Raw genomic sequence first — 21,664 nt, 5'->3', positions numbered from 1 at the left:
CTGGCAGCCGGATCCCTGACGATCTTGCATGCCCGCCTCTTCGCCGCGAACGCCGCAAGCGCCACCGGCACCACAGGACGCGGTCTGGAGAAGCCGGGGACGCCGGCGCCCCTTGGAGCGAATGCCGAGCGTGAGGAGGCGATTGAGCGGAGAGGGGCGCCGGCGTCCCCGGCTTCGGGCGCACGCCCGCGTTTCCTGCTGGTTTTCCTGCGCGGCGGCTACGACGCGACGAACCTGCTGATCCCGACGGGCAGCAGCTTCTATTACGAGCAACGGCCACGCATCGCGATCGCCAGACCGTCGCCGACCGATGCGGCCTCCGCGCTGCCGCTCAACGCTGACTGGGGCCTGCACCCGGCGCTGCGCGCGAGCCTGTTCCCGCTGGCGCAGGCGGGACAGGCGCGCTTCATTCCCTTTGCCGGGACGGAGGACCTGTCACGCAGTCACTTCGAAACGCAGGACAGCATCGAACTCGGCCAGCCGGTGGGCGGTTCGCGCGACTACAACTCGGGCTTCCTGAACCGCCTGGCGGCCGAACTCGACGCGCAACAGGCGCTGTCGTTCACGGACCAGTTGCCGATCGCCTTCCGCGGTCCGGTGAGGATCGCCAACGCCGGCCTGCGCGAGACCGCGCGCCCCGCCGTCGACGCGAAAAACCGCGCGTTGATCGCGAGCATGTACCAGGGCCAGAGCCTCGGTGCCTCGGTGGAGGAAGGCCTCGCGCTGCGCGAGGAGTTGGCGCGCGACCTGTCCCCCGACCGGATGAAGACGATGACCGACGCCGCCGGTCGCAACGCGATTCCCGCCAAGGGCTTCGAACTGGAAGCGCGCCGCATCGCGACCCTGATGCGCGGACGCTTCAGCCTGGGCTTCATCGACGTCGGCGGCTGGGACACGCACGTCAACCAGGGCGGCGCGACGGGTCAGCTGGCCAACCGCTTCGAGGAACTGGGCCGTGGCCTCTCGGCGATCGCCAGCGAGCTCGGACCCGATCTCTGGCAACAGACCACCGTGATGGTGATCAGCGAATTCGGCCGCACCTTCCGCGAAAACGGCAACCGCGGCACCGACCATGGTCACGGCAGCGTCTACTGGCTGCTGGGCGGCGGCCTCGCGTCCGGCGGCCCGGTCGCCGGCGACCAGATCGCGCTGACGGCGACCTCGCTGTTCCAGAACCGCGACTACCCCGTGCTCAACGACTACCGCGCCGTGCTGGGCGGACTGTGGCAACGCCAGTTCGGCCTGTCCAACGAGGCGCTGGCCCGCGTCTTCCCGGGCGTCCGCCCCAAGGACCTTCGCCTGATCTGACGCCGCTTCGCGCAAAGCCCCCAGCCTTCGCAAGCGCTTGCGCACACTGGCTTGCAGATGAGAGCAATTCTCATCTAGGATCATCCTCAAACGAGAAGACTCCTGCGGGTTCCGACCCCGCGCGACCAATGCAAATTGCAGAGAGGTTGCGCCGCGATCCGATCGGCATCGTTTCGCGGCTCGACCTCTCTTTTCTTTTTTGCATGCCTGCATCGGGCGCCGGTCTTGCCGGATCCCGCTTCCCGTTCCGCCACAGCAAGCGTTCCTGCCAGCCCGTGTCCGCCGGTCCTCCCGGTTCACGCCTCGATCGTCAGGAGTCGCCATGCCCTTGCTTCCCTCCCGCATGCCCGCGCCCCATGGCTCGTCCGTGCCTGCCTCCGCCCTCGCCCTCCCTCTCGCGGGGGAGTCGCGGGCCGCTCCGATGGCGGTCGACGGGGAATGCGCCGCCGCCGATCATCCGGGCGTCGAATGCCTGCGCTGGATGGCGCTGAAGATCAGTTGCGGCCTCGCCCCCGATGAACCGGCGCTGCTGCGGCAGCATCAGCTGGCGCTGGAGCAACTGGTCGATGCGGGCGTCCTCGCGGCGATCCCCGCTCACGAACAGGCCCTCCGGCTGCTGTACGGCGCTTCTCACAACACGCTGCTACCCTGGCATTGGCGATGTGCCTGCCTGGATCAGCTCAACCGTCCGCTCGCGGCGTTGCACCGGCTGGCCGACGCCCAGGGCGACACCGCCCTCGTCGCGCGCCTGCAGCGCTTCCATTGGCGCCTGAGCCGCAGCCCCCTCCAGGAATGATCAGGAAAGAAGCATCCCCATGAACAAGGCCACCCGCATCGAACGCGACTCCATGGGCGAGGTCGCCGTGCCCGTCGACGCGCTGTACGGCGCGCAGACGCAGCGCGCGGTCGAGAACTTCGCCATCAGCCGCCAGCCCATGCCCGAGCGCTTCGTGCGCGCGCTGGTGCTGCAGAAGGCCGCCGCGGCGCGCGCCAACATCGCGCTCGAGCAGGTGCCGGCCGACATCGGTCAGGCGATCGACCGCGCCGCGACGCAACTGCTGCAGGACCCGGCGCTGATGAGCCACTTCCCGGTGGAGATCTTCCAGACCGGCTCGGGCACCAGCTCCAACATGAATGCCAACGAGGTGATCGCCACGGTCGCCACGCGGCTGATCGGCAACGGCGCGGCGAATCCGGTCACGGTCAATCCCAACGACCACGTCAACGCGGGCCAGAGCAGCAACGACTCGATCCCGACGGTGCTGCACATCAGTGCCGCGCAGGCGCTGCAGGGTGAGCTGCTGCCCGCGCTGGACCTGCTGGTGCAGACGCTGCAGGACAAGATCCAGAGCGTCGGCCATCACGTGAAGACCGGCCGCACCCACCTGATGGACGCGATGCCGTTGCGCCTGGGCCAGGAGCTCGGCGGCTGGTGCGCGCAGATCGAAGCGCGCCGCGCGCAACTGCGCGCGCTGCTGCCGTCGGTGTGCGAGCTCGCGCAGGGCGGCACCGCGGTGGGCACCGGCATCAACGCCCATCCGGACTTCGCGCAGCGCTTCGCCGAGGAACTGTCCACCCTCACCGGCCTGAGCTTCCGCCCGGCGCCGGACTTCTTCGCCGCGCTCTCGGCGCAGGACACGGCAGTCGCCCTGTCGGGCGCGCTGAAGGGCCTGGCGGTCGCGCTGATGAAGATCGCCAACGACCTGCGCTGGATGAATTCCGGCCCGCTGGCGGGCCTCGCGGAGATCGAGCTGCACGCGCTGCAGCCCGGCTCGTCGATCATGCCGGGCAAGGTGAACCCGGTGATCCCGGAAGCGGTGACCATGGTCTGCGCGCAGGTCATCGGCCATGACGCGGCGATCACGATCGCGGGGCAGTCCGGCAACTTCCAGCTCAACGTGATGCTGCCGCTGATCGCGACAAACCTGCTGGACAGCCTGGCCCTGCTGTCTGCGGCCACCAAGGCGCTGGCCGAGCAGGCGATCCGCGACTTCAAGGTCAACACCGACGGGTTGCAACACGCGCTGGCGCGCAACCCGATCCTTGTCACCGCGCTGAACCGCGAGATCGGCTACCTGAAGGCCGCCGCGATCGCCAAGCGCGCCTATGCGGAGAAGCGGCCGATCCTCGACGTGGCCGAGGAGATGACCGACTTCGACCGCGCCACCCTCCAGCAGATGCTGGATCCCGCGAAACTGACCGATGGCGGACTCTGACGCGATCACCCACCACGACAGGGCCCTGGCGCGCCGGCATCGGCTGCGCCAGGCCTTCGGCTTCGCGATCCTGCTGATCGGCGCAGTGCTGTTGCTGCAGCAGGGCTGGCTGTGGATCAAGCCGGCCGGCGGCGTCGGTCACGGCTCGGTGATCTCGATGGCGCTGCAGGCGGGCCTGCTCGCCGCGGCAGCGACGGCCTTCGGCACGCTGCCCGCGCTGGGCACGCGCAGCCTGTCCGCACGCGGGCAGGACGCGCTGATGGGCTTCGGCGCCGGCGTGATGCTGGCGGCCTGCTCGTTCTCGCTGATCATTCCCGGCCTCGAGGCCGCGCGCGTGCATGCGACGCCGACCGGCGCCGCCGCGCAGGTCGCGCTGGCGGTGCTGCTCGGTGCCTGGGCGCTGATGGCGCTCGACCGCTGGCTGCCGCACGAGCATTTCATCAAGGGCCGCGAAGGCATGGACCCGACGCGGCTGCGGCGCACGACGCTGTTCGTGATCGCGGTCACGCTGCACAACCTGCCCGAGGGTCTCGCGATCGGCGTGGCCTTCGCGGCCAACGATCCGGTCGCGGCGGCCAGCCTGAGCCTGGCCATCGCGATCCAGGACTTGCCGGAGGGCTTCGTCATCGCGGTGGCGCTGATGTCGGTCGGCTACTCGCGGCGCAAGGCGCTGCTGCTGGGCGCGGCGTCGGGGCTGGTCGAGCCCGTCGGCGCGGTGCTCGGCGCGTGGGTCGTCTCCGCATGGCCGCTGCTGCTGCCCTGGGGACTGGGCTTCGCGGCGGGCGCGATGCTGTTCGTCATCAGCCACGAGATCATTCCCGAGTCGCACCGCAAGGGCCATGAGCGCTGGGCGACGCAAGGGCTGATGCTCGGCTTCGCGTTGATGATGGTGCTGGACACGGCGCTGGGCTGAGCGGCCCGACGTCTCGGGCGCAGCGTCCAGCGCACGGCGTCCGGTTTACAACTCGCCGCGTTCTAGCGGCAGCCTTTCACGCGACCCCGGCTCGCACGCGGAACCGCTCGCCCACAAGCGTCATGCGTCCCTTCACCATCGGTGTTCTGCCTCCTTGCTGCAGGACACGAGCCGTGATGAAGAAGTTGTTCGCCGCACTTGCCGCGCTCGCCGCGCTCGCCGCCGCCCTCCCCGTTGTCTCGACGACCGCGCACGCCGCCGGCCTGACGCCGCTGGAACAGCGATGGATCGCAGGCATGACCCCCGTGCTTCAGCACGCGAAGACGTCGGGCATGCCGATCGATGTCGTCGTCCAGCCGCAGGAGGCGCCCGACGCGGCGCCGCTGGCGCTGGGCTTCAAGGACGGCCGCTGCAAGCTGGTGCTCAGCCTGCGCGGCAACCCCGAAGGCGAAGCGACGATGCAACGCCTGCCGGCGGGCCTGGAAGACAGCGCACTCGAACTGATGGCGGCGCATGAACTCGGCCATTGCCGCCGCTACCTGGACGGCGCCTGGTTCAACGTGCCGACGGGCTTCTCCGCGACGCCGGTCCCGGAGGGCCTCAGCCCGGACCTGCAGCGCGCCTACCTGTCCATGAAGTCCGCGCGCCGCGAGGAGGGCTACGGCGATCTCGTCGGACTGGGCTGGACCGCGCAGCGCCACCCTGGCCAGTACGCCGCGCTGCACGCCTGGCTGATGCAGGAACGCAGCCGTGACCTGCTGCCGGGCAGCCACCACGACACGCTCGCGTGGCTCAAGCTGGCCCGTGATCCGACAGCGCTGGGAAGCGCGCCGTCGATGTTCGAGGCCGCGCTGCCGGTCTGGCAATCCGGGTTGCACATCGACGAAGAGTGATTCGAGCGAATGGCCCCGACGAGTGCCGACGCCGCCGCGTGAGGCACTCGTTCTCCTTGTGCGCGTCCGTCGCCAGCGCGGCGGCATCGCCGTGCGCTCAGCGCAGGTCGATCGCCGTCAGCGACGTGGGCGCACTCGCCGTGCCGAAGTTCGGCGCCATGATCATCAGCGTGCCGCGTTGCGTCATGCCCAGCCAGCCGCCCTGCGCATGGCGCCACACCGCCTGGTGCGTCGCCAGATCGATGGCGACGGTGCGCTGGTCGGTGGACACGAACAGGTGGGTGTCCGTGAGCACCATCGTCAGCTGCCAGGAGGTGTCGCCCGCGTCCATCGGCCAGGACCACAGCACCGAGCCGTCAGCGACGCTGCGCGCTTCGATCGTCCTGTTGCCTTGGTTGGCCGCGTACAGCACGCCGTTGGCGGTGACCGGCAGGCCGCGGAACGGCTGACGCACCGTCCAGCGCACCGAGCCGTCGGTCCGCGACAACGCCTGGATGCCGGCATTCACGACCGCATCCGGCTGAACGTAGCGCGGACGGTCCATCGCGAGCACGGTGTTCGCGTCGGCGATCACCGGGGTCTGGCTCTCGTAGAGCTTCAAGGGCAGCGTCTGCCCGCCGTCCGCCGGCACGTCATAGAGCTGACCGCCGTCGCTGTCGCGGAAAGCGCGGAAGTTGATGCCCGAGTGCGTGTACACCACCCCGTCGGCCAGCGTCGCGCCGAAATACCCATGCACCGGCAACAGGCTGGTCGGTGAAGGTTCCGCGGTCACCGTCCAGCGTGTCTGCAGGTCGTCGAGGTTGAGCGCCGTCATCTGGCCCTTGCTCCGGTCGGGCAGGTACAGCGTGTTGCCGGTCATCAGCCAGAACTTGGGATCGTTCGGGTCCGTGAGGGGGCGCGACCCGAGCTGCGTGCCGGCAGACCGGTTCGTCAGGTAGGCGTTGTAGACGTACTGCGGCGTCGTCGACTGCACGGAGGACCAGATGGCGCGGTCGCCCGCGGCGATCACGCCCGTCAGGCGTTCGCCGGGGATGGTGACCGACCACTGCGGCTTGCCGTCCTGTTCGGACAGGGCCAGGGCGTTCGGGCCCGGGGCGGACCCGAAGGCGCGCGCCTGCGGCACCAGGATCTGGCCGTCGATCAACGCCGGCACGCCCGGCCCCGTCAGGTCGGTGCCGCCGAGCACCCAGGTCTTCCAGCGGCGCGAGAATTTGGACGCATCCAGCGACACCGGCACGTAGCCGCTGCGCGTCGCGCCCGCGGGGGCCTCGGTCCACGGCGCCGCGCCCGGGACGACCGCCGGCAACGGCGTGGTCGACGCGGTCAGGGCGGACACCTCCAGCCGGTAACTCAGCCGCGCGCCCCGGTACTGCTTGCCCTCCGGCGCGGCCGCGTCCAGGTCCACGTGCAGGGCCCCGACGTAGACGCCCGCGGGGCGGTCGGGATTCAGGTGCACCACCAGTTGCCAGCGGCCATCCGGCAACTGGGTCGGGCGCGACGAGAATTCCAAGGGGATGCCGGGCGCGCCGTCCACCGAGCGCGCGATGAGCAGCGGGCTCTTGTCGCGCCGCTCCATGTGCACCGGCGTGGCGTAGACGGTGATCTGATCGCAGCTGCCATCGGGCGCCGCCTTGCAGTCGACCGTGTCCTTGTCCAGCGTGAAGGCCGGGATGTCCTCCACGCTGTTGCCGCCGCTCGATCCGCTGCAGCCCGCCAGCAGCAGCGCCGCCGCGGCGGCCAGCGCGGCCGCCGGCCCCGTCGAAGCCATGACTTTCCATCCGACGGCGCGCGGCCGTCCAGGCAACCTGTTCATCTTCTCTCCCTGAATGACTGATGGTCGAGGGCGACGCGGCTCATGACCGCGTCGTGCTCCCCGGGCGGGCGCAGGCTAGCAGTCCCGCGTGGCCGCACATACCCGCCAAAGGGGGAAGCCTGGGGAAACTCCCAAGCGCCACACCGGACGGGGTCGCGAGATTCCGCCAGCGCTCAGCGGACGTCGAAGGTCACCAGCATCGCCTTGCCGCTGCCGCGATCCAGCAACATCGTCAAGGTGCCGTTGGCCGACATGCCCAGGCGCCCCGCCGACGCGTAGCGCCAGACGGCCTGATGCGTCACCAGATCGACCGCCACGACCTGGCGGTTGGTCGACACGAACAGGTGGCCGTTGGTCAGCACCATCTGGCGCTGGAAGTACTGGTCGCCGGACTCCATCGTCCAGGACCACATCAGGCTGCCGTCCGCCAGACTGCGGGCCTCCACGGCCTTGGTCGCCTGGTTGGACGCATAGACGACACCGCCCGCGGTCACCGGCAGGTCCATGAAGCGGCCGGAGGCCGTCCAACGCACCTGCCCGCTCGCCAGGTCCACCACGCTCAACTGGTTGTCGCGCCCTTCCCCGGAGCGCAGTTCGCGGTGCGTGATCACCACCGCCGTGGTGGCATCGGCCAGCACCGGCGCCTGGTTCAGCGCCGTGCCCAGCAGCAGCGTCGGCGACTTCGCGGGCACGGCGATGTCGACGCCGCGCGCGCCGTCGGCCAGCGACAGACCGCGCAGACGGCCGCCGACGTTGACGTAGGCCAGCCCGTTGCCGATGGTGGCACCCCAGCGCTGCAGCCCGCCGGAGCCCACCGGCGTCGTGTAGGCCGAGGCACTCCACAGCACCGTGTTGAGATCGGCCAGGCTGCGCGCGACGACGGTCTCGCCGCGCAGGTCCGGCAGCACCAGCGTGTCACCGCTGAGGGCCCAGGTGTCGGTCATGTCGACGGTATCCAGCGACAGCTGGCTGCGCACGGCGCCGTCCTGGCGCGCCAGCACCGCCATCGCCGTGGTCTTGCCGTCGGCGGATGCCGCGCCCGCCACCACCAGCCGGTCGCCGGCCGGCAGCACGCGGTCCGGCTTGCCGATCGGCGAACCGCCCCAGACGCGGGTGCCGTCGGCTTCGGACAGCACGGTCAGGGTGTCCCCGACCATCGCGTCCTCCAGCTGCAGGCCGGGCAGCACAACCTGACCCTGCGTCAGGAGGGGCGCCGGCAAAGGATCGACGGCCAGTCCGGCCAGCGGGCGCGACCAGCGCGGCTTGATCCGGGCCGGATCGACGGTGACGCCGACGAAGCCGGTCCGGGCTGCATTGCCGCCCCATCCGCTCCAGTCGCCCGCGCCCGGCACCGCCTGCAGCGGACGCGAGATCGAATCGCCCGCCACGACCAGCCGGTAGCTGAAGCTCACCGTCCGGCTGTTCTTGGGCAGCGGCACCAGGATGTCGCCGACCGGGTTCGTGCCGAACTCGATCGTGCCCGTGTAGGTGCCGGCCTTGAGACCCGTCGCGAATCCGACGCTCAGCTGCCAGCGCCCGTCGGGCTGCAGGTCGCGGTAGACGTGGTCGATGGCCTGGTAACGCGTGTCCGACGCACGCTCCGACCAGCCGGGCCGGAAATCGCTCGTCGTGCCGTTGATCGGCGTCGCGTAGAGCTTCACGTCCTCGCAGACGGTTGCCGGTGCCGCGTCACAGCTCACGCTGGACTGGCTCAATGCGTACATGTCCTTGGGCGAATCGTCGAACGGACTGCCGCCGCAGCCCGACAACACGATCGCTCCCAGCAGTGCCGGCATCGGCGGAAAAAGAGGTCCCATGGCGGGCAGACGCCGCCGGATCGTCGACAACATGAACTTCTCCCTGATCGAAGGCGATGCCTGATGTCCGTCGAGGGTCAGGTCTTGTCGCCAGCGCGCCGGAATCTACGTCCGTCGTCCCGTGCAGGCAAGCCATCGGAAGAGGGATGCGGGAAAACGCCGAGCCCGCCGAGCGTCACTCGGCGCCGGCAAGCAGTTCGGCTGCGTGAATGAGGCGTCGCAGGAAGTCGTCGGATTCACGCTTTCATGACGTCTTGATCACATGGCGAGCGCCAGGCTGCCACGGTTTACCCACTGATCCGGTCCCGCTCAGCGTCGTTCGAGAATCCCATGGCCCTTCACTCACGTTTCCTGTTCGCCGCACTGTCGGCCTGGCTCCTGTCCTCCGCATTGCCCGCTGCTGCGGCCTCGCACTGGGCATACACCGGCGCCAACGGCGCGGCGCATTGGGGCGAGATCGATCCCTCGTTCGCCGCGTGCGCCTCGGGCCATGAGCAGAGCCCGATCAACATCGTCAAGACGGTGAAGGCCGCGCTGCCCGCCCTCGACTTCCACTACGGCAACGCCGCGCCGACGATCTGGAACAACGGCCACACGGTGCAGGTGAACCTGCCGGCGGGCAACACGCTGGAAGTCGGCGGGCAGCGCTACGACCTGCTGCAGTTCCACTTCCACACGCCCAGCGAGGAACACATCAACGGCAAGCCGACGCCGATGGTGGCGCACTTCGTCCACCAGAACGCGGCGGGCGAGCTCGGCGTGGTGGCGGTGCTGATCCGCGCGGGGCGCCCGAACGCGGCATGGGAACCGGTCTTCCAGCACCTGCCGCGCGTGGGCGAGAGGATCACCGTGGACGATCTGTCGCTGGACCTGGCCGCCTTGCTGCCAGAGTCGCTGGGCTACTACGACTTCGCCGGCTCGCTGACCACGCCGCCGTGCTCGGAAGGCGTGCACTGGATGGTGCTGAAGGCGCCGGTGACGCTGTCGTCGCGACAGATCGCCGCGTTCCGCAAGCTGGTCGGGAAGAACGCCCGGCCGGTGCAGGCGCTGAACGAGCGCGTGGTGCGGGAAAGCGAGTGAGCCGCCGCGCGGCGCCGTCATCACGACGACGCGCGCGCGGGCCGGTTGATCGGCTGACTCAGACGAGCGCGCGGCCGATCAGGATCTTCTGCACCTCGGACGTGCCCTCGTAGATCTGCGTGACGCGGACATCGCGGTAGATCCGCTCGACCGGGAAATCGCTGACGTAGCCGTAGCCGCCGTGGATCTGGATCGCGGCGGAGCAGACGCGCTCCGCCATCTCGCTGGCGAAGAGCTTGGCCATCGCCGCTTCCTTCAGGCAGGGCTGGCCGGCGTCCTTCAGCGCGGCGGCGTGCCAGATCAATTGCCGCGCGGCCTCGATCTGCGTGGCCATGTCGGCGATCTTGTGCTGCATGGCCTGGTGCTCGAAGATCGGCACGCCGAAGGCGACCCGTTCCTTGCTGTAGCGCAGCGCCGCCTCGAAGGCCGCGCGGGCCATGCCCACCGACTGCGACGCGATGCCGATGCGGCCACCCTCCAGCCCCGACAGCGCGATCTTCAGCCCCTGCCCTTCCTCGCCGATCCGGTTGGCGGCGGGCACGCGGCAGTTCTCGAACAGGATCTGCGCCGTGTCGCTGGCGTGCTGACCCATCTTGTCCTCGATGCGCGCCACGATGTAGCCGGGCGTGTTCGTCGGGACCAGGAAGGCCGAGATGCCCTTCTTCCCCGCGGCCTTGTCGGTCACCGCCATGACGATGGCGACGTCGCCGTTCTTGCCGCTGGTGATGAACTGCTTGACGCCGTTGAGGATGTACGCGTCGCCATCCAGCACAGCGGTCGTCTTCAGGCCGCCGGCCTCCGAGCCGACATGCGGCTCGGTCAGGCAGAACGCGCCCAGCATGTCGCCGCGTGCCAGCGGCTTGAGGAAGCGCTGCTTCTGGTCCTCGTTGCCGAAGGCCATCAGGATGCTGCACACGGGGCAGTTGTTGACGCTCACGACCGTGGAGGTCGCGCCGTCGCCGGCGCCGATCTCCTCCAGGATGATGGCCAGCGCGAGGTAGTCCAGGCCCGCGCCGTCGTACTCGGTCGGCACGGCCACGCCGTAGCAGCCCAGTGCGGCCAGGCCCTTGAGCTCCTCGGCGGGGAATTCGTGGGATTTGTCCCACCCGGCCGCCTTCGGCGCGATCTGGTCTTGCACGTAGGCGCGGACGGCGTCCTGAACGGCGCGGTGGTCTTCGGAAAGCAGCATGGTCAGCTCTTGGACGGAGAGGGATCGAGGGTGGATCCCGTGACAGTGGCGGCGCTCGTGGCGCCGGGGGGAATGCGGTAGCGGAGCGTGTCCTGGCTGGACACGGGCTCCCAGACGCGGGCGACGACATGGTCGCCGTCGATTGTGAGGCGCTCGCGCAGGCGGGCGTCCATCGCTTGTTGAGACAGCCAGGCCGCGCGTTTCGCGGGATCGACGGCGCTGGCGGCCAGCGCGAGGCGGGCGGCCTCGTTGAGCAGCAGCAGCGAGGCCTGCTTGCGGAAGTAGATGGCGTAGGCGGGTTCGCTGACCGAGACCAGCAGGCCGCCGACCGAGTTGCGCCAGGGGGCACCGAACCACCAGCGCGAGGACAGCTGCGGTTCCCAGGACAGCAGGTCCAGCGGACCGGAGGAGGCCATCGCCTGCGCGCGCATCCACGTCTCGTCCATCAGGTGCTGCGTCGCGTTGGGCATGGCGAAGAAGCGAGGCTCGCAGACGAGGGGCGTTTCCGGCTCTTCCATCTGCGGATCGACCGAGCCCCCGAGGCAGTACGCCTCCCGGATGGTCTCGCGACCGTACTGCGACTCTGTCCGGATCCAGGTGGAAGCATCCAGTGCCTGTGCCGGCAACGGAGCCACCATCGCGCGCAATGCCGGCGCGCTGTCAGGATGGCGGGCGACCAGGTCCGTCATGACGCGCCAATGCCGGCGCGCCATCACTGACGCGATCTGCACCTGGATCAGCGAGCGCGAGCCCTGGAGCATCGCGGTGGTCAGGGCATCGGCCTGGCGTGCGAAGCCAAGCATGCCAGCCTCGTCGCCCTGCAGCCCTGCGAGCGCCGCGCGGATCTGCAACCAGCGCTGGCAGTTCAGCGGCGGCAATGCGTGAAAGATCATCCCGCGGCGGATATAGCTGTCGCCCGCGATCTTCAACGGCTCGCGAAGTGTCAGCGTGGGTTCTTCCACGGCCATGCCCGGACGGGCCACCGCTTCGCAGCGACGACCGATGTCGCCGTGCGCCTCCATCATCGTGCGCAGGCCCTCTGCGTTCCGCGCCCACACCTCGATGCAGCCTTGCGTCTGCGCATCGCATTGCCAGGCCTTGCCGGCGGCGCTCGCGGTCGAAGGCCAACTGCGGGGCGACGTCAGTTCCTGCGCGGGGATGCGCCCCTCATCGATCACCGCCCAACGGCGTTGCCCCTCCGCCTGCGGGTCATCGCCCGCCATGCCCAGGCCCATCAATCCGAAGAACGCGTTGCGTTCCGCCGGCAGCGTCATGGCCGGCACGCGCAACGCCTCCGGCACCGGACGCGGCGCGTCGTCGACCAGGCGGTTGTTGAACGCGGCCCAGGCCGCCGCGAGCGTGACCACGCCGAGCAGCAGTCCGCCCAGGATCTTCAGCGTCACGCGAGCCCAGCGCTTCATCGACCTCTCCCTGAATCTTGATCTGCGGTCAGCGAGTATCGGACGACCGCAGCCCTCACCCCTGCCCTCTCCAGCAAGCGGGAGAGGGAGAAAGAAGGAGTCGTGCGCGGGGTTCCGGACGAAGGCGTTACCAGGGCAGCGGAGTGCCGTCGTAGTTGAAGAACCCGCCGTTGTCGGCCGGCTTCAGGCCGTCGAGCACGGCGCGCAGGCTGGACGCGCTGGTGGCGACGTCGATGTCGGCCTCCTGCCCGCCCATGTCGGTCTTGACCCAGCCCGGGTGCAGGCTGACGCAGACCGCGCGGCCGTCGAGCGTCAGCGACAGGTCCTTCATCACCGAGTTCACCGCCGCCTTCGATGCGCGGTAGACCCAGCCGGCCGAGTTCGCGCGCAGCGTCATCGATCCCATCCGCGAGGACAGGATGCCGATGCGCGCGTCCGGCGCGAGTGCGTCCAGCAACTGCGGCAACACGCGCATCGGGCCCAGCACGTTGGTGTGCATGACGGCGTCGAAGTCGGCCGCGCTCGGCGGCTGCAGGCCGATCGTCTTGGGACCGTAGAGGCCGGCCACGTACATGACGCGGTTGAACTGGTAGCCGTCGAGCTGCCAGGCCAGGCCGGCGATGCTGACCACGTCGGACACTTCGAGCTTGATCGCCGTCGCGCCGAGCGCCTTCAGCTTCTCGAGACTGGCATCGTCCCGCGCCGTCGCGACGACGGTGTCGCCGCGCTCGCGGTGCTGCTTGACGAGCTCGAGGCCGATGCCCCGCGACGCGCCGATGATGAGGACTTGCGTCATCCGGTCCGTCCTCAGATCAGCTCGACGCCGACGGCGGTCGCTTCGCCGCCGCCGATGCACAGCGCCGCGACGCCGCGCTTCAGGCCGCGGTGCTTCAGCGCGCCCAGCAGCGTCACGAGGATGCGGGCGCCCGACGCGCCGATCGGGTGACCCAGCGCCACGGCGCCGCCGTTGACGTTGACGATCTCGTGCGGCAGCTTGAACTCGGCCATCGCGGCCATCGTCACCGCGGCGAAGGCCTCGTTGACTTCCCACAGGTCGACGCTCTTCGCGTCCCACTGGTTCTTGGCCAGCAGCTTCTGGATCGCGCCGACCGGCGCGGTCGTGAACCACTCCGGCGCGTTCGCATGCACGGCGGTGCCGACGATGCGCGCCACCGGCTTCACGCCCAGCTTGTTGGCGGTCGACTCACGCATGAGCACCATCGCCGCGGCGCCGTCGGAGATCGACGACGAGGTCGCGGCCGTGATCGAGCCGTCCTTCTTGAACGCCGGCTTCAGCGTCGGGATCTTGTCGAGCTTGGCCTTGAAGGGCTGCTCGTCGCGCGAGATCACCGTGTCGCCACCCTTGCCGGCGATCGTCACCGGCGCGATCTCCCAGGCGAAGCTGCCGTCCTCGTTGGCGCGCTTGGAGCGCTCCGTCGACGAGATCGCGAACTGGTCCTGCGCCTCGCGCGTGAAGGCGTACTTGTCCACGCACTGCTCAGCGAAGACGCCCATGGCCTTGCCGCGCTCGTACGCGTCTTCCAGGCCGTCCAGCGCCATGTGGTCGTACATCTGCGCGGCGCCGTACTTCACGCCCTTGCGCGCGAACATCAGGTGCGGCGCGTTGGTCATGGACTCCATGCCGCCGGCGATCAGGATGTCGGCGCTCTCCGCCTTCAGCGTGTCATGCGCGAACATCGTCGCGCGCATGCCGGCGCCGCACATCTTGGACAGCGTCACCGCGCCCACCGATTGCGGCAGGCCCGCCTTCAGCACGGCCTGGCGCGCCGGGGCCTGGCCCTGGCCGGCCATCAGGCAGTTGCCGAGGAAGGCTTCCTCGATCGAATCGGCCGGCACGCCGGCGCGCTCGACGGCGGCCTTGATGGCGATGGCGCCCAGCTCCCACGCGGCCAGGCCGGCGAAGTCGCCCAGCAGGCCGCCGATCGGCGTGCGGGCGGCGGAAACGATGACGATGGAATCGGACATGGGGGTCTCCTTCAAAGAATGCAGTTGTTCGTCAGTGGATCGGTAGTTCGCGGTCCTGCGGCTCCGGCACCCGGAGGGCCGGCGCGACGTCGCGGACGTGGAAGCGCTTGTGCGGGTCGTACGGGAAGACGTCCTCGACGTGCCCCGCCAGGATGCGTTCCTTGTGGGTCTGCCAGAACGCGGGATCGAGCAGGTCGGCGTGGTGCGCCATGAAGACATCGCGCACGCCCGGATGCCCGAGCAGGAACGGGCCGAAGGTCTCGGGGAACACGTCGTGCCTGTTCACCGTGTACCAGACCTCGCCGGAGAGCTCTTCCTCTTCGTTGCGCGCTTCCGGCACCTTGCGGAAGTTGCAGTCGGTCAGGTATTCGATCTCGTCGTAGTCGTAGAACACGACCTTGCCGTGGCGGGTCACGCCGAAGTTCTTCCACAGCATGTCGCCGGGGAAGATGTTGGCCGCCACGAGGTCCTTGATCGCGTTGCCGTACTCCACCACCGCATGCGCCAGCTGCGCCGGCGACGCTTCCTGCAGGTAGATGTTGAGCGGCACCATGCGGCGCTCGATGTAGAGGTGCTTGATGACCAGGTCCTCGCCGGTCTCCTCCAGCAGCGAGGGGCAGAAGTGCTTCAGCTCGGCGACCAGCTCGTCCTCGAAGCGGTGGCGCGGGAACGCGACCCGCGTGTACTCCAGCGTGTCGGCCATGCGCCCGACGCGGTCGTGCTGCTTCACCAGCAGGTACTTGGACTGGATCTGCTCGCGCGTCGTGTCCTTCTGCGGCGGGTAGAAGTCCTTGATGACCTTGAAGACGAAGGGATAGGACGGCAGGTCGAAGACCAGCATCACCATGCCCTTGATGCCGGGCGCGATGCGGAACTTGTCGCTGCTGTGGCGCAGGTGGTTGAGGAAGTCCCGGTAGAAGAGGTTCTTGCCCTGCTTCTGCAACCCCAGCGTCGCGTAGATCTCCGAGCGCGGCTTGCGCGGCATCAGCGAGCGCAGGAACTGCACGTAGGCGCTGGGCACTTCCATGTCGACGAGGAAGTAGGCCCGCGCGAAGCTGAACAGCATCTGCAGCTCGTCCTCGCCGAAGAGCGCGGCGTCGATGTAGAGCTGGCGTTCCGTCGTTCCGTCCGTCGATTCCTTGTGCAGGATCGGCAGCGCGAACGGTGTCTCGGTGAAGCCGTTGATGATCTTGCCGACGATGTACGCGCCCTTGTTTCGGAAGAACAGCGAGGACAGCACCTGCACCTGGAAGTTGGTCCGCCAGCGGAAGGCGCCGAGTTGCTCGCCGACGGCCTTCAGCACGAGGTCGATGTCTCGGCCGAGGTCCTCGAACTCCAGCGCCAGCTGGAAGTTCCAGACGATGCGCATGAAGGTGTCGCGCAGCGTGTCCTGCGAGGGGTAGTAGCAGCGGTAGGTCGGCTGCGCGGCGGGCTCCTCGTTCTCGATGAACTCGGTGGAGATCGCCGGCCGGACGAAGATGAACTCGTTGTGGAAGTAGCTGTGGTGGAGGATGCGCGTCGTGACCGAATTGAAGAAGGTCTCGGCGAGCTCCGGCCGCAGGTGCTTGGTCAGCAGCCCGATGTAGTGCAGCTTGACCTGCTGCCAGACCTCGCTCGGCAATTCACTGGTGCGGAAGCGCTGTTCCAGCTCGAGGACGGCCTCGTCGACGCGCAGGTCGTAGAACTCGATGCGTTCGCGCTGAGCGAACTGTTGGCCGTGCCAGTCGGCCTGCTCGAAGCGCTGCTTGGCGGTCGCGGACGCCGCGCGGAACAGGCGGTAGTGCTTGTCGAAGCCCGCGAGCATCGCCTGCGCGATCTCGAACGCGCGCGGATCGTTGAGCTCGTGGGGGAACATGGCGCGCCGTCCGCGTGCTGGGCTCAGCGGCCCATGGCCGCCTCGTAGCGGCGGTGCAGCGCGTCGAGGGCGCTGCGGTAGGCGGGGCCGACGTCCTCGGCCTTGCCGACGGTGATGCTCAGGTCCTTCAGCAGACCGTTGTGCAGGCCGTAGACCCAGCCGTGCACGGCGACTTCCTGGCCGCGCGCCCAGGCATCCTGGACCACGGTCGTCTGGCAGGCGTTGCGGGCCTGCTCCAGCACGTTGAGCTCGCACAGCGCATTGGCGCGCTGGTCGGGGACGACCTGGTCCAGCCATTCCTGATGGTGGTTGCGCACGTCCTGGACGTGGCGCAGCCAGTTGTCCACGAGGCCGACCCGCAGGTCTTCCAGCGCCGCACGCACGCCGCCGCAATTGCTGTGGCCGACGATGATGATGTGCTGGACCTTGAGCTGGTCGACGGCGAACTGCATGACGGACAGGCAGTTCAGGTCCGAATGGACCACGACGTTCGCCACGTTGCGGTGGACGAAGAGCTCACCCGGCAGCAGGTCCACCAGCTCATTGGCCGGGACGCGGCTGTCGGCACAGCCGATCCACAGGTATTGCGGCGTCTGCTGCTTCAGCAAGCGCGAGAAGAAGCCGGGTGACTGTTCCTCAGTCGCGGTGGCCCAGCGCTTGTTGTTGTCCAGCAGGTCTTGCAGTTCGTTCGTCGTGCTCATGGACGTGGATTGTCGCGGTTACGGACCGACACGCGCCTGTCGCAACCGCGAAGGCCTCACATCGTTTCGGCGAAGAGCTCGCGGCCGATCAGCATGCGCCGGATCTCGGACGTGCCCGCGCCGATTTCGTAGAGCTTCGCGTCACGCCAGAGGCGGCCCAGCGGGTACTCGTTGATGTAGCCGTTGCCGCCGAAGATCTGGATGCCTTCGCCGGCCATCCAGGTGGCCTTCTCGGCGCACCAGAGGATGACGGAGGCGCAGTCCTTGCGCACCTGGCGGACGTGGGCGCCATCCAGGGCGTCCAGGTTCTTGCCGACCGTGTAGCAGAACGCGCGGGCGGCCTGCAGCACGGTGTACATGTCGGCGACCTTGCCCTGGATCAGTTGGAACTCGCCGATCGACTGGCCGAACTGCTTGCGGTCGTGGATGTAGGGGACGACGTTGTCCATCACCGCCTGCATGATGCCGATCGGACCGGCGGCCAGCACGGCGCGCTCGTAGTCCAGACCCGACATCAGCACCTTGGTGCCGCCGCCGACCTGGCCCAGCACGTTCTCGGCCGGGACTTCGACGTCCTGGAACACCAGCTCCCCGGTGTGGCTGCCGCGCATGCCGAGCTTGTCCAGCTTCTGCGCGATCGAGAAGCCCTTCATGCCCTTCTCGATCAGGAAGGCGGTCATTCCGCGGGCGCCGAGCTCGGGTTCGGTCTTGGCGTAGACGACCAGCGTGTCCGCGTCGGGACCGTTGGTGATCCACATCTTGTTGCCGTTGAGGACGTAGTAGCCGCCCTTGTCCTCGGCGCGCAGCTTCATCGACACGACGTCGGAGCCGGCGCCGGGTTCGCTCATCGCCAGCGCGCCGACGTGCTCGCCGGAGATCAGCTTGGGCAGGTACTTCTGCTTCTGCGCGTCGGTGCCGTTGCGCTTGATCTGGTTCACGCACAGGTTGGAGTGGGCGCCGTAGCTCAGGCCCACCGAGGCGCTGGCGCGGCTGATCTCCTCCATGGCCACCATGTGGGCCAAGTAGCCCATCGCGGCGCCGCCGTATTCCTCGGGCACGGTGATGCCCAGGACGCCGACGTCGCCCATCTTGCGCCACAGGTCCATCGGGAACTGGTCGCTGCGATCGATCTCCGCGGCGCGGGGAGCGATCTCGGCTTGGGCGAACTCGCGCACTGCGTCGCGCAGGGCGTCGATGTCCTCGCCGAGATGGAAGTTCAGACCGGGCAGGCTCATGGGTTTGTCTCCTCGACCGCCTCCGCGGACGCCTCTCCGGGCGCCCACTGGACGATTCGCCTTACGTTTACGTAAACGTCAATTGTAGGCCACAGCCACCCCGATCCGGCTACTGCAGAAATGCTTAAGTAGCGCCCCCACCTCCCGCAGTCGAGCGCGGTGGGTCGAGCCTCGGGAAGCCGGGCCGCTCCCGGCGATTTAGCGGAGCCTGCCGAGCGTATGAGCCGGGGGCGGCCCGGCTTCCCGAGGCTGCGCTCGGTCCTCCGTCAGAGGAAGCGCTCGAGCAGCTTCCTCGAATGCCGATCCAGCGCGAACCGGTCCGGCACCAGGAAGTGCAGCCCGTGGGAGCTGGCGATCAGCAGCCGTCCTTCCCCGATGCGCCGGATGTCTTCCTCGCTCTTGAGGATGAAGCCGGTGGTGCCGCGATCGGTCTCGACGGTCCACTGGGACGGCGTCGAGAAGGTCGAGACGACCAGCAGCTTCAGCACCGTCGGCGTCATCTCGCGATGGGCGAGCTCGTCCTGGAGCAGCTCGCGCTGCGCCGGCGGCAGGTCGGCGATCCGGTCGATCCACGCGATCTCATGCCCGTCCGTGCCGACCAGCGAGAGGCCTTCGTCCGGCGCGCTCAGCGGGTGCGCCCGCACGGGCGTGACGTTGTCGTGGGTCTGGCCGGCGTCGTCCACCAGCGTCAGCCGGCCGTAGGCGTTGCGCCCCAGGGTCTGGATGTTGTTCATGAAGGGACCTAGTCGCGATCAGGCCTGCGTGGCCGTGTGGACGTTGACGTTAGGGGCGACGACAACCACGTTGTCCTGCTCCTCCGCGTCGACGCGGCGGGCTTGTGCCTCCCACAGGCGCCAGTAGGCGCCCTGCTTGGCGATCAGCTCGTCGTGCGGTCCGACCTCGACGATCTCGCCGCGGTCCATCACCACCAGCCGGTCGGCCTTGCGCAGCGTCGACAGCCGGTGGGCGATGGCGATCGTCGTGCGGCCCCGCACCAGGTTGTCCAGCGCCTTCTGGATCTCCTTCTCGGTCTCCGTGTCCACGGCCGAGGTGGCCTCGTCCATGATCAGGATGCGCGGGTCGATCAGCAGCGCGCGCGCGATCGAGATCCGCTGGCGCTCGCCGCCGGACAAGCCCTGACCCCGCTCGCCGACCAGCGAGTCGTAACCCTGCGGCAGCCGCAGGATGAATTCATGCGCATGCGCGGCGCGGGCCGCGGCGACGATCTCGTCGCGCGTCGCCTCCGGCTTGCCGTAGGCGATGTTCTCCGCGATCGTGCCGAAGAACAGGAAGGGCTCCTGCAGCACCAGCCCGATGTGGCGGCGGAAATCCGACAGCTTGAAGCGCCGCAGGTCGACGCCGTCGAGCTTGATCGCGCCCTCGGTCACGTCGTAGAAGCGGCAGATCAGGTTGACCATCGTGCTCTTGCCCGAGCCGCTGTGGCCGACCAGCCCGATCATCTCGCCCGGCTTGATCACCAGGTTGAGGTCGCGGATCACCGTCCGGTTGCCGTAACGGAAGCCGATGTCCTGCAGCGACAGCTCGCCCGCGACCTTGTCCAGCACCACCGGCTGCGTCGGCTCCGGGACGTTGGAATGGTGGTCGAGGATGTCGAAGATCCGCTTCGCGCCCGAGGCCGCCTTCTGCGTCACCGACACGATGCGGCTCATTGAATCCAGCCGTCCGTAAAAGCGCCCGATGTAGGCCAGGAACGCCGTCAGCGTACCGACCGTGATCTGCGAATGCGCGATCAGCCAGATGCCGAAGGCCCAGACGACCAGCAGGCCGATCTCGGTCAGCAGCGAGACGCTGGGCGTGAACAGGCTCCAGGTCTTGTTCAGCCGGTCGTTGACGACCAGGTTGTGCTTGTTGGCGGTGCGGAAGCGCTCGGCCTCGCGGCGCTCCTGCGCGAAGGCCTTGACCACGCGGATGCCGGGAATCGTGTCCGCCAGCACCGAGGTCACCTCGCCCCAGACGCGGTCGATCTTCTCGAAGCCGGTGCGCAGCTTGTCCCGCACCAGGTGGATCAGCCACGCGATGAAGGGCAGCGGCACCAGCGTGGCCAGCGCCAGCCACGGGTTGGTGTGGAACAGGATCGCCGTGATCATCGCCAGCATCAGGCAGTCGGTGATGAAGTCCAGCGCGTGCAGCGACAGGAACACGCTGATCCGGTCCGTCTCCGAGCCGATGCGGCTCATCAGGTCGCCGGTGCGCTTGGAGCCGAAGTACTCCAGCGACAGGCCCAGCAGGTGGTCGAAGGTCGCCGTGCGCAGGTCCGCGGCGATGCGTTCGGACACCAGCGCCAGGATGTAGGTCTTGGCCCAGCCCAGGATCCAGGACACGATGGCCGCCCCGAACAGCCCGCCCAGGTACATCACCACCAGCATGGTGTCGATCTGCTTGCCCTGCTGGAACGGGATCAGGACGTCGTCCATCAGCGGCATCGCCAGGTAGGGCGCCACCAGCGTCGCGCCGGTCGCGCCCAGCATCAGCAGGAAGCCCAGCAACAGCTGACCCCGGTAGGGTCCGGCGAAGCGCCACAGGCGCAGCAGCACCCAGGTCGACGGCGGCGTGTGCAGCTCACGGGCGCAGGAGGGGCATTCCTCGCTGTCTTCCGGCAGGATGGCCTGGCAGCTCGGGCAGAGCTCGGGCTCCTCGTCCAGCTTGGCCTCGACCTCGTCGCGGCGGTTGAAGGCGTCCTGGAAGCGCTGCGCCTGCAGGTTGGCCTTAATCGTGAAGCGCCACTGCGCCAGCCGGCCGTCGGCGTCCACCAGCTCCAGCGCGCCCAGCCCGGCGTGGTCGGACAGCACCAGCCGCAAGTCCGGCGTCAGCGGCCATTCCCGGAAGACCGGCGCGCCGCCCTCATCCTCGGAGGCTTCCAGGGACAGCAGCCGTTGATCCGTGAGTCGCAGACCGCCCGCCGAGAAGCGCAGACGCCCGTCGAGGTCAACCTCCAGCGAGGCCCGGACGTTCTCGCCACGCCGCAGGCGTGTTTCGAAAGCCTCGGCGGCCGGATTGCCGCCGGCACCGGCCGACGCGACAGGATGTGAATGCTGCATTTGTGATTCTTCTGGCGATCTGCGAAACGAGGAGTTTCTTCGAGACTTTTCTGCCACCGCCCCCCAACGGGGCAAGACCCGGTCCATCCAGGTCGTGGCATCTTTCGCACAATTTTCGCTTAAGCGCACAATTGTGCTTCGCATCATTGTCCGGTGGTCCGCCGGGCGACCCTCTTCC

At 68.6% G+C, this 21,664-nt stretch carries 17 protein-coding genes; 6 read left to right on the top strand and 11 right to left on the bottom strand.

From position 1 onward, the window contains the following. Positions 1-24: 24 nt before the first annotated feature. The 5 genes from AC07OZ_RS13650 to AC07OZ_RS13630 all read left to right on the top strand — a co-directional run bounded on the left by AC07OZ_RS13650 (position 25) and on the right by AC07OZ_RS13630 (position 5,330). Positions 25-1,308, top strand: a complete 1,284-nt coding sequence (locus AC07OZ_RS13650; RefSeq protein ID WP_495467641.1) for a DUF1501 domain-containing protein — start codon at positions 25-27, stop codon at positions 1,306-1,308. Positions 1,309-1,630: 322 nt separating this feature from the next. After that, complete coding sequence (locus tag AC07OZ_RS13645; protein WP_495467640.1) at positions 1,631-2,104, top strand: hypothetical protein; 474 nt, start codon at positions 1,631-1,633, stop codon at positions 2,102-2,104. Positions 2,105-2,123: 19 nt separating this feature from the next. Beyond that, positions 2,124-3,524, top strand: a complete 1,401-nt coding sequence (locus AC07OZ_RS13640) for a class II fumarate hydratase (RefSeq protein ID WP_495467639.1) — start codon at positions 2,124-2,126, stop codon at positions 3,522-3,524. Continuing rightward, the gene (locus tag AC07OZ_RS13635) at positions 3,511-4,437 is read left to right on the top strand and encodes a ZIP family metal transporter (protein ID WP_495467638.1); all 927 of its coding nucleotides are present in this window, start codon (positions 3,511-3,513) and stop codon (positions 4,435-4,437) included. The genes AC07OZ_RS13640 and AC07OZ_RS13635 overlap by 14 nt, the downstream gene beginning before the upstream one ends. Positions 4,438-4,613: 176 nt before the next feature. Further along, a complete protein-coding gene (locus AC07OZ_RS13630; RefSeq protein WP_495467637.1) occupies positions 4,614-5,330 on the top strand; it encodes a hypothetical protein in 717 nt (238 codons plus the stop codon). A gap of 97 nt (positions 5,331-5,427) precedes the next feature. Here AC07OZ_RS13630 and AC07OZ_RS13625 read toward each other — a convergent pair whose 3' ends face one another. Together AC07OZ_RS13625 and AC07OZ_RS13620 are read right to left on the bottom strand one after the other, a co-directional pair. Beyond that, positions 5,428-7,098, bottom strand: coding sequence for an outer membrane protein assembly factor BamB family protein (locus AC07OZ_RS13625; protein ID WP_495467636.1), 1,671 nt, complete (start codon positions 7,096-7,098; stop codon positions 5,428-5,430). Between the two features lie 218 nt (positions 7,099-7,316). Next, entirely contained in the window at positions 7,317-8,993 is a 1,677-nt protein-coding gene (locus AC07OZ_RS13620; RefSeq protein ID WP_495467635.1) for an outer membrane protein assembly factor BamB family protein, read from the bottom strand. A 297-nt stretch (positions 8,994-9,290) separates the two neighbouring features. On the opposite strand from AC07OZ_RS13620, the gene AC07OZ_RS13615 reads away from it, so the two are divergent. After that, positions 9,291-10,040, top strand: coding sequence for a carbonic anhydrase (locus AC07OZ_RS13615; protein WP_495467634.1), 750 nt, complete (start codon positions 9,291-9,293; stop codon positions 10,038-10,040). Between the two features lie 58 nt (positions 10,041-10,098). On the opposite strand, the gene AC07OZ_RS13610 is transcribed toward AC07OZ_RS13615, so the two are convergent. The 9 genes from AC07OZ_RS13610 to AC07OZ_RS13570 form a co-directional block, all read right to left on the bottom strand. Continuing rightward, positions 10,099-11,229 (bottom strand): acyl-CoA dehydrogenase family protein, encoded by a 1,131-nt coding sequence (locus tag AC07OZ_RS13610; protein ID WP_495467633.1) that lies wholly within the window; start codon positions 11,227-11,229, stop codon positions 10,099-10,101. A 2-nt stretch (positions 11,230-11,231) separates the two neighbouring features. Next, positions 11,232-12,650: a hypothetical protein gene (locus tag AC07OZ_RS13605; RefSeq protein WP_495467632.1), complete on the bottom strand. Its 1,419-nt coding sequence runs from the start codon at positions 12,648-12,650 to the stop codon at positions 11,232-11,234. A 127-nt stretch (positions 12,651-12,777) separates the two neighbouring features. Further along, positions 12,778-13,446, bottom strand: a complete 669-nt coding sequence (locus AC07OZ_RS13600; protein ID WP_495467631.1) for an SDR family oxidoreductase — start codon at positions 13,444-13,446, stop codon at positions 12,778-12,780. A gap of 11 nt (positions 13,447-13,457) precedes the next feature. Further along, complete coding sequence (locus AC07OZ_RS13595) at positions 13,458-14,636, bottom strand: acetyl-CoA C-acyltransferase (protein ID WP_495467630.1); 1,179 nt, start codon at positions 14,634-14,636, stop codon at positions 13,458-13,460. Positions 14,637-14,667: 31 nt separating this feature from the next. Next, positions 14,668-16,491 carry a bifunctional isocitrate dehydrogenase kinase/phosphatase gene (aceK, locus tag AC07OZ_RS13590; RefSeq protein WP_495467629.1) on the bottom strand — a complete coding sequence of 608 codons (1,824 nt, stop codon included), beginning with the start codon at positions 16,489-16,491 and terminating at the stop codon, positions 14,668-14,670. 23 nt (positions 16,492-16,514) lie between these two features. Further along, positions 16,515-17,192 (bottom strand): carbonate dehydratase, encoded by a 678-nt coding sequence (gene can / locus AC07OZ_RS13585; protein ID WP_067283092.1) that lies wholly within the window; start codon positions 17,190-17,192, stop codon positions 16,515-16,517. Between the two features lie 56 nt (positions 17,193-17,248). Then, positions 17,249-18,427, bottom strand: a complete 1,179-nt coding sequence (locus tag AC07OZ_RS13580; protein WP_088404942.1) for an isovaleryl-CoA dehydrogenase — start codon at positions 18,425-18,427, stop codon at positions 17,249-17,251. Positions 18,428-18,693: 266 nt separating this feature from the next. Then, positions 18,694-19,161 (bottom strand): cyanophycin metabolism-associated DUF1854 family protein, encoded by a 468-nt coding sequence (locus AC07OZ_RS13575; protein WP_495467628.1) that lies wholly within the window; start codon positions 19,159-19,161, stop codon positions 18,694-18,696. An 18-nt stretch (positions 19,162-19,179) separates the two neighbouring features. Next, a complete protein-coding gene (locus tag AC07OZ_RS13570) occupies positions 19,180-21,486 on the bottom strand; it encodes a cyanophycin metabolism-associated ABC transporter (protein WP_495467627.1) in 2,307 nt (768 codons plus the stop codon). Positions 21,487-21,664: the final 178 nt, after the last annotated feature.

The organism is Roseateles sp. GW821-FHT09G03 (assembly GCF_059416045.1).
Note: the sequence above shows the minus strand (reverse complement) of the source record. Positions and strands in the feature narration are given on the sequence as shown.

Coding starts and splice junctions, on each gene's coding strand:
- AC07OZ_RS13640 (WP_495467639.1), top strand. CDS start 2,124: ATGAACAAGGCCACCCGCATCGAACGCGACTCCATGGGCGAGGTCGCC.
- AC07OZ_RS13580 (WP_088404942.1), bottom strand. CDS start 18,427: ATGAGCCTGCCCGGTCTGAACTTCCATCTCGGCGAGGACATCGACGCC.
- AC07OZ_RS13635 (WP_495467638.1), top strand. CDS start 3,511: ATGGCGGACTCTGACGCGATCACCCACCACGACAGGGCCCTGGCGCGC.
- AC07OZ_RS13610 (WP_495467633.1), bottom strand. CDS start 11,229: ATGCTGCTTTCCGAAGACCACCGCGCCGTTCAGGACGCCGTCCGCGCC.
- AC07OZ_RS13595 (WP_495467630.1), bottom strand. CDS start 14,636: ATGTCCGATTCCATCGTCATCGTTTCCGCCGCCCGCACGCCGATCGGC.
- AC07OZ_RS13645 (WP_495467640.1), top strand. CDS start 1,631: ATGCCCTTGCTTCCCTCCCGCATGCCCGCGCCCCATGGCTCGTCCGTG.
- AC07OZ_RS13630 (WP_495467637.1), top strand. CDS start 4,614: ATGAAGAAGTTGTTCGCCGCACTTGCCGCGCTCGCCGCGCTCGCCGCC.
- aceK (WP_495467629.1), bottom strand. CDS start 16,491: ATGTTCCCCCACGAGCTCAACGATCCGCGCGCGTTCGAGATCGCGCAG.
- AC07OZ_RS13570 (WP_495467627.1), bottom strand. CDS start 21,486: ATGCAGCATTCACATCCTGTCGCGTCGGCCGGTGCCGGCGGCAATCCG.
- can (WP_067283092.1), bottom strand. CDS start 17,192: ATGAGCACGACGAACGAACTGCAAGACCTGCTGGACAACAACAAGCGC.
- AC07OZ_RS13615 (WP_495467634.1), top strand. CDS start 9,291: ATGGCCCTTCACTCACGTTTCCTGTTCGCCGCACTGTCGGCCTGGCTC.
- AC07OZ_RS13620 (WP_495467635.1), bottom strand. CDS start 8,993: ATGTTGTCGACGATCCGGCGGCGTCTGCCCGCCATGGGACCTCTTTTT.
- AC07OZ_RS13600 (WP_495467631.1), bottom strand. CDS start 13,446: ATGACGCAAGTCCTCATCATCGGCGCGTCGCGGGGCATCGGCCTCGAG.
- AC07OZ_RS13575 (WP_495467628.1), bottom strand. CDS start 19,161: ATGAACAACATCCAGACCCTGGGGCGCAACGCCTACGGCCGGCTGACG.
- AC07OZ_RS13605 (WP_495467632.1), bottom strand. CDS start 12,650: ATGAAGCGCTGGGCTCGCGTGACGCTGAAGATCCTGGGCGGACTGCTG.
- AC07OZ_RS13625 (WP_495467636.1), bottom strand. CDS start 7,098: ATGGCTTCGACGGGGCCGGCGGCCGCGCTGGCCGCCGCGGCGGCGCTG.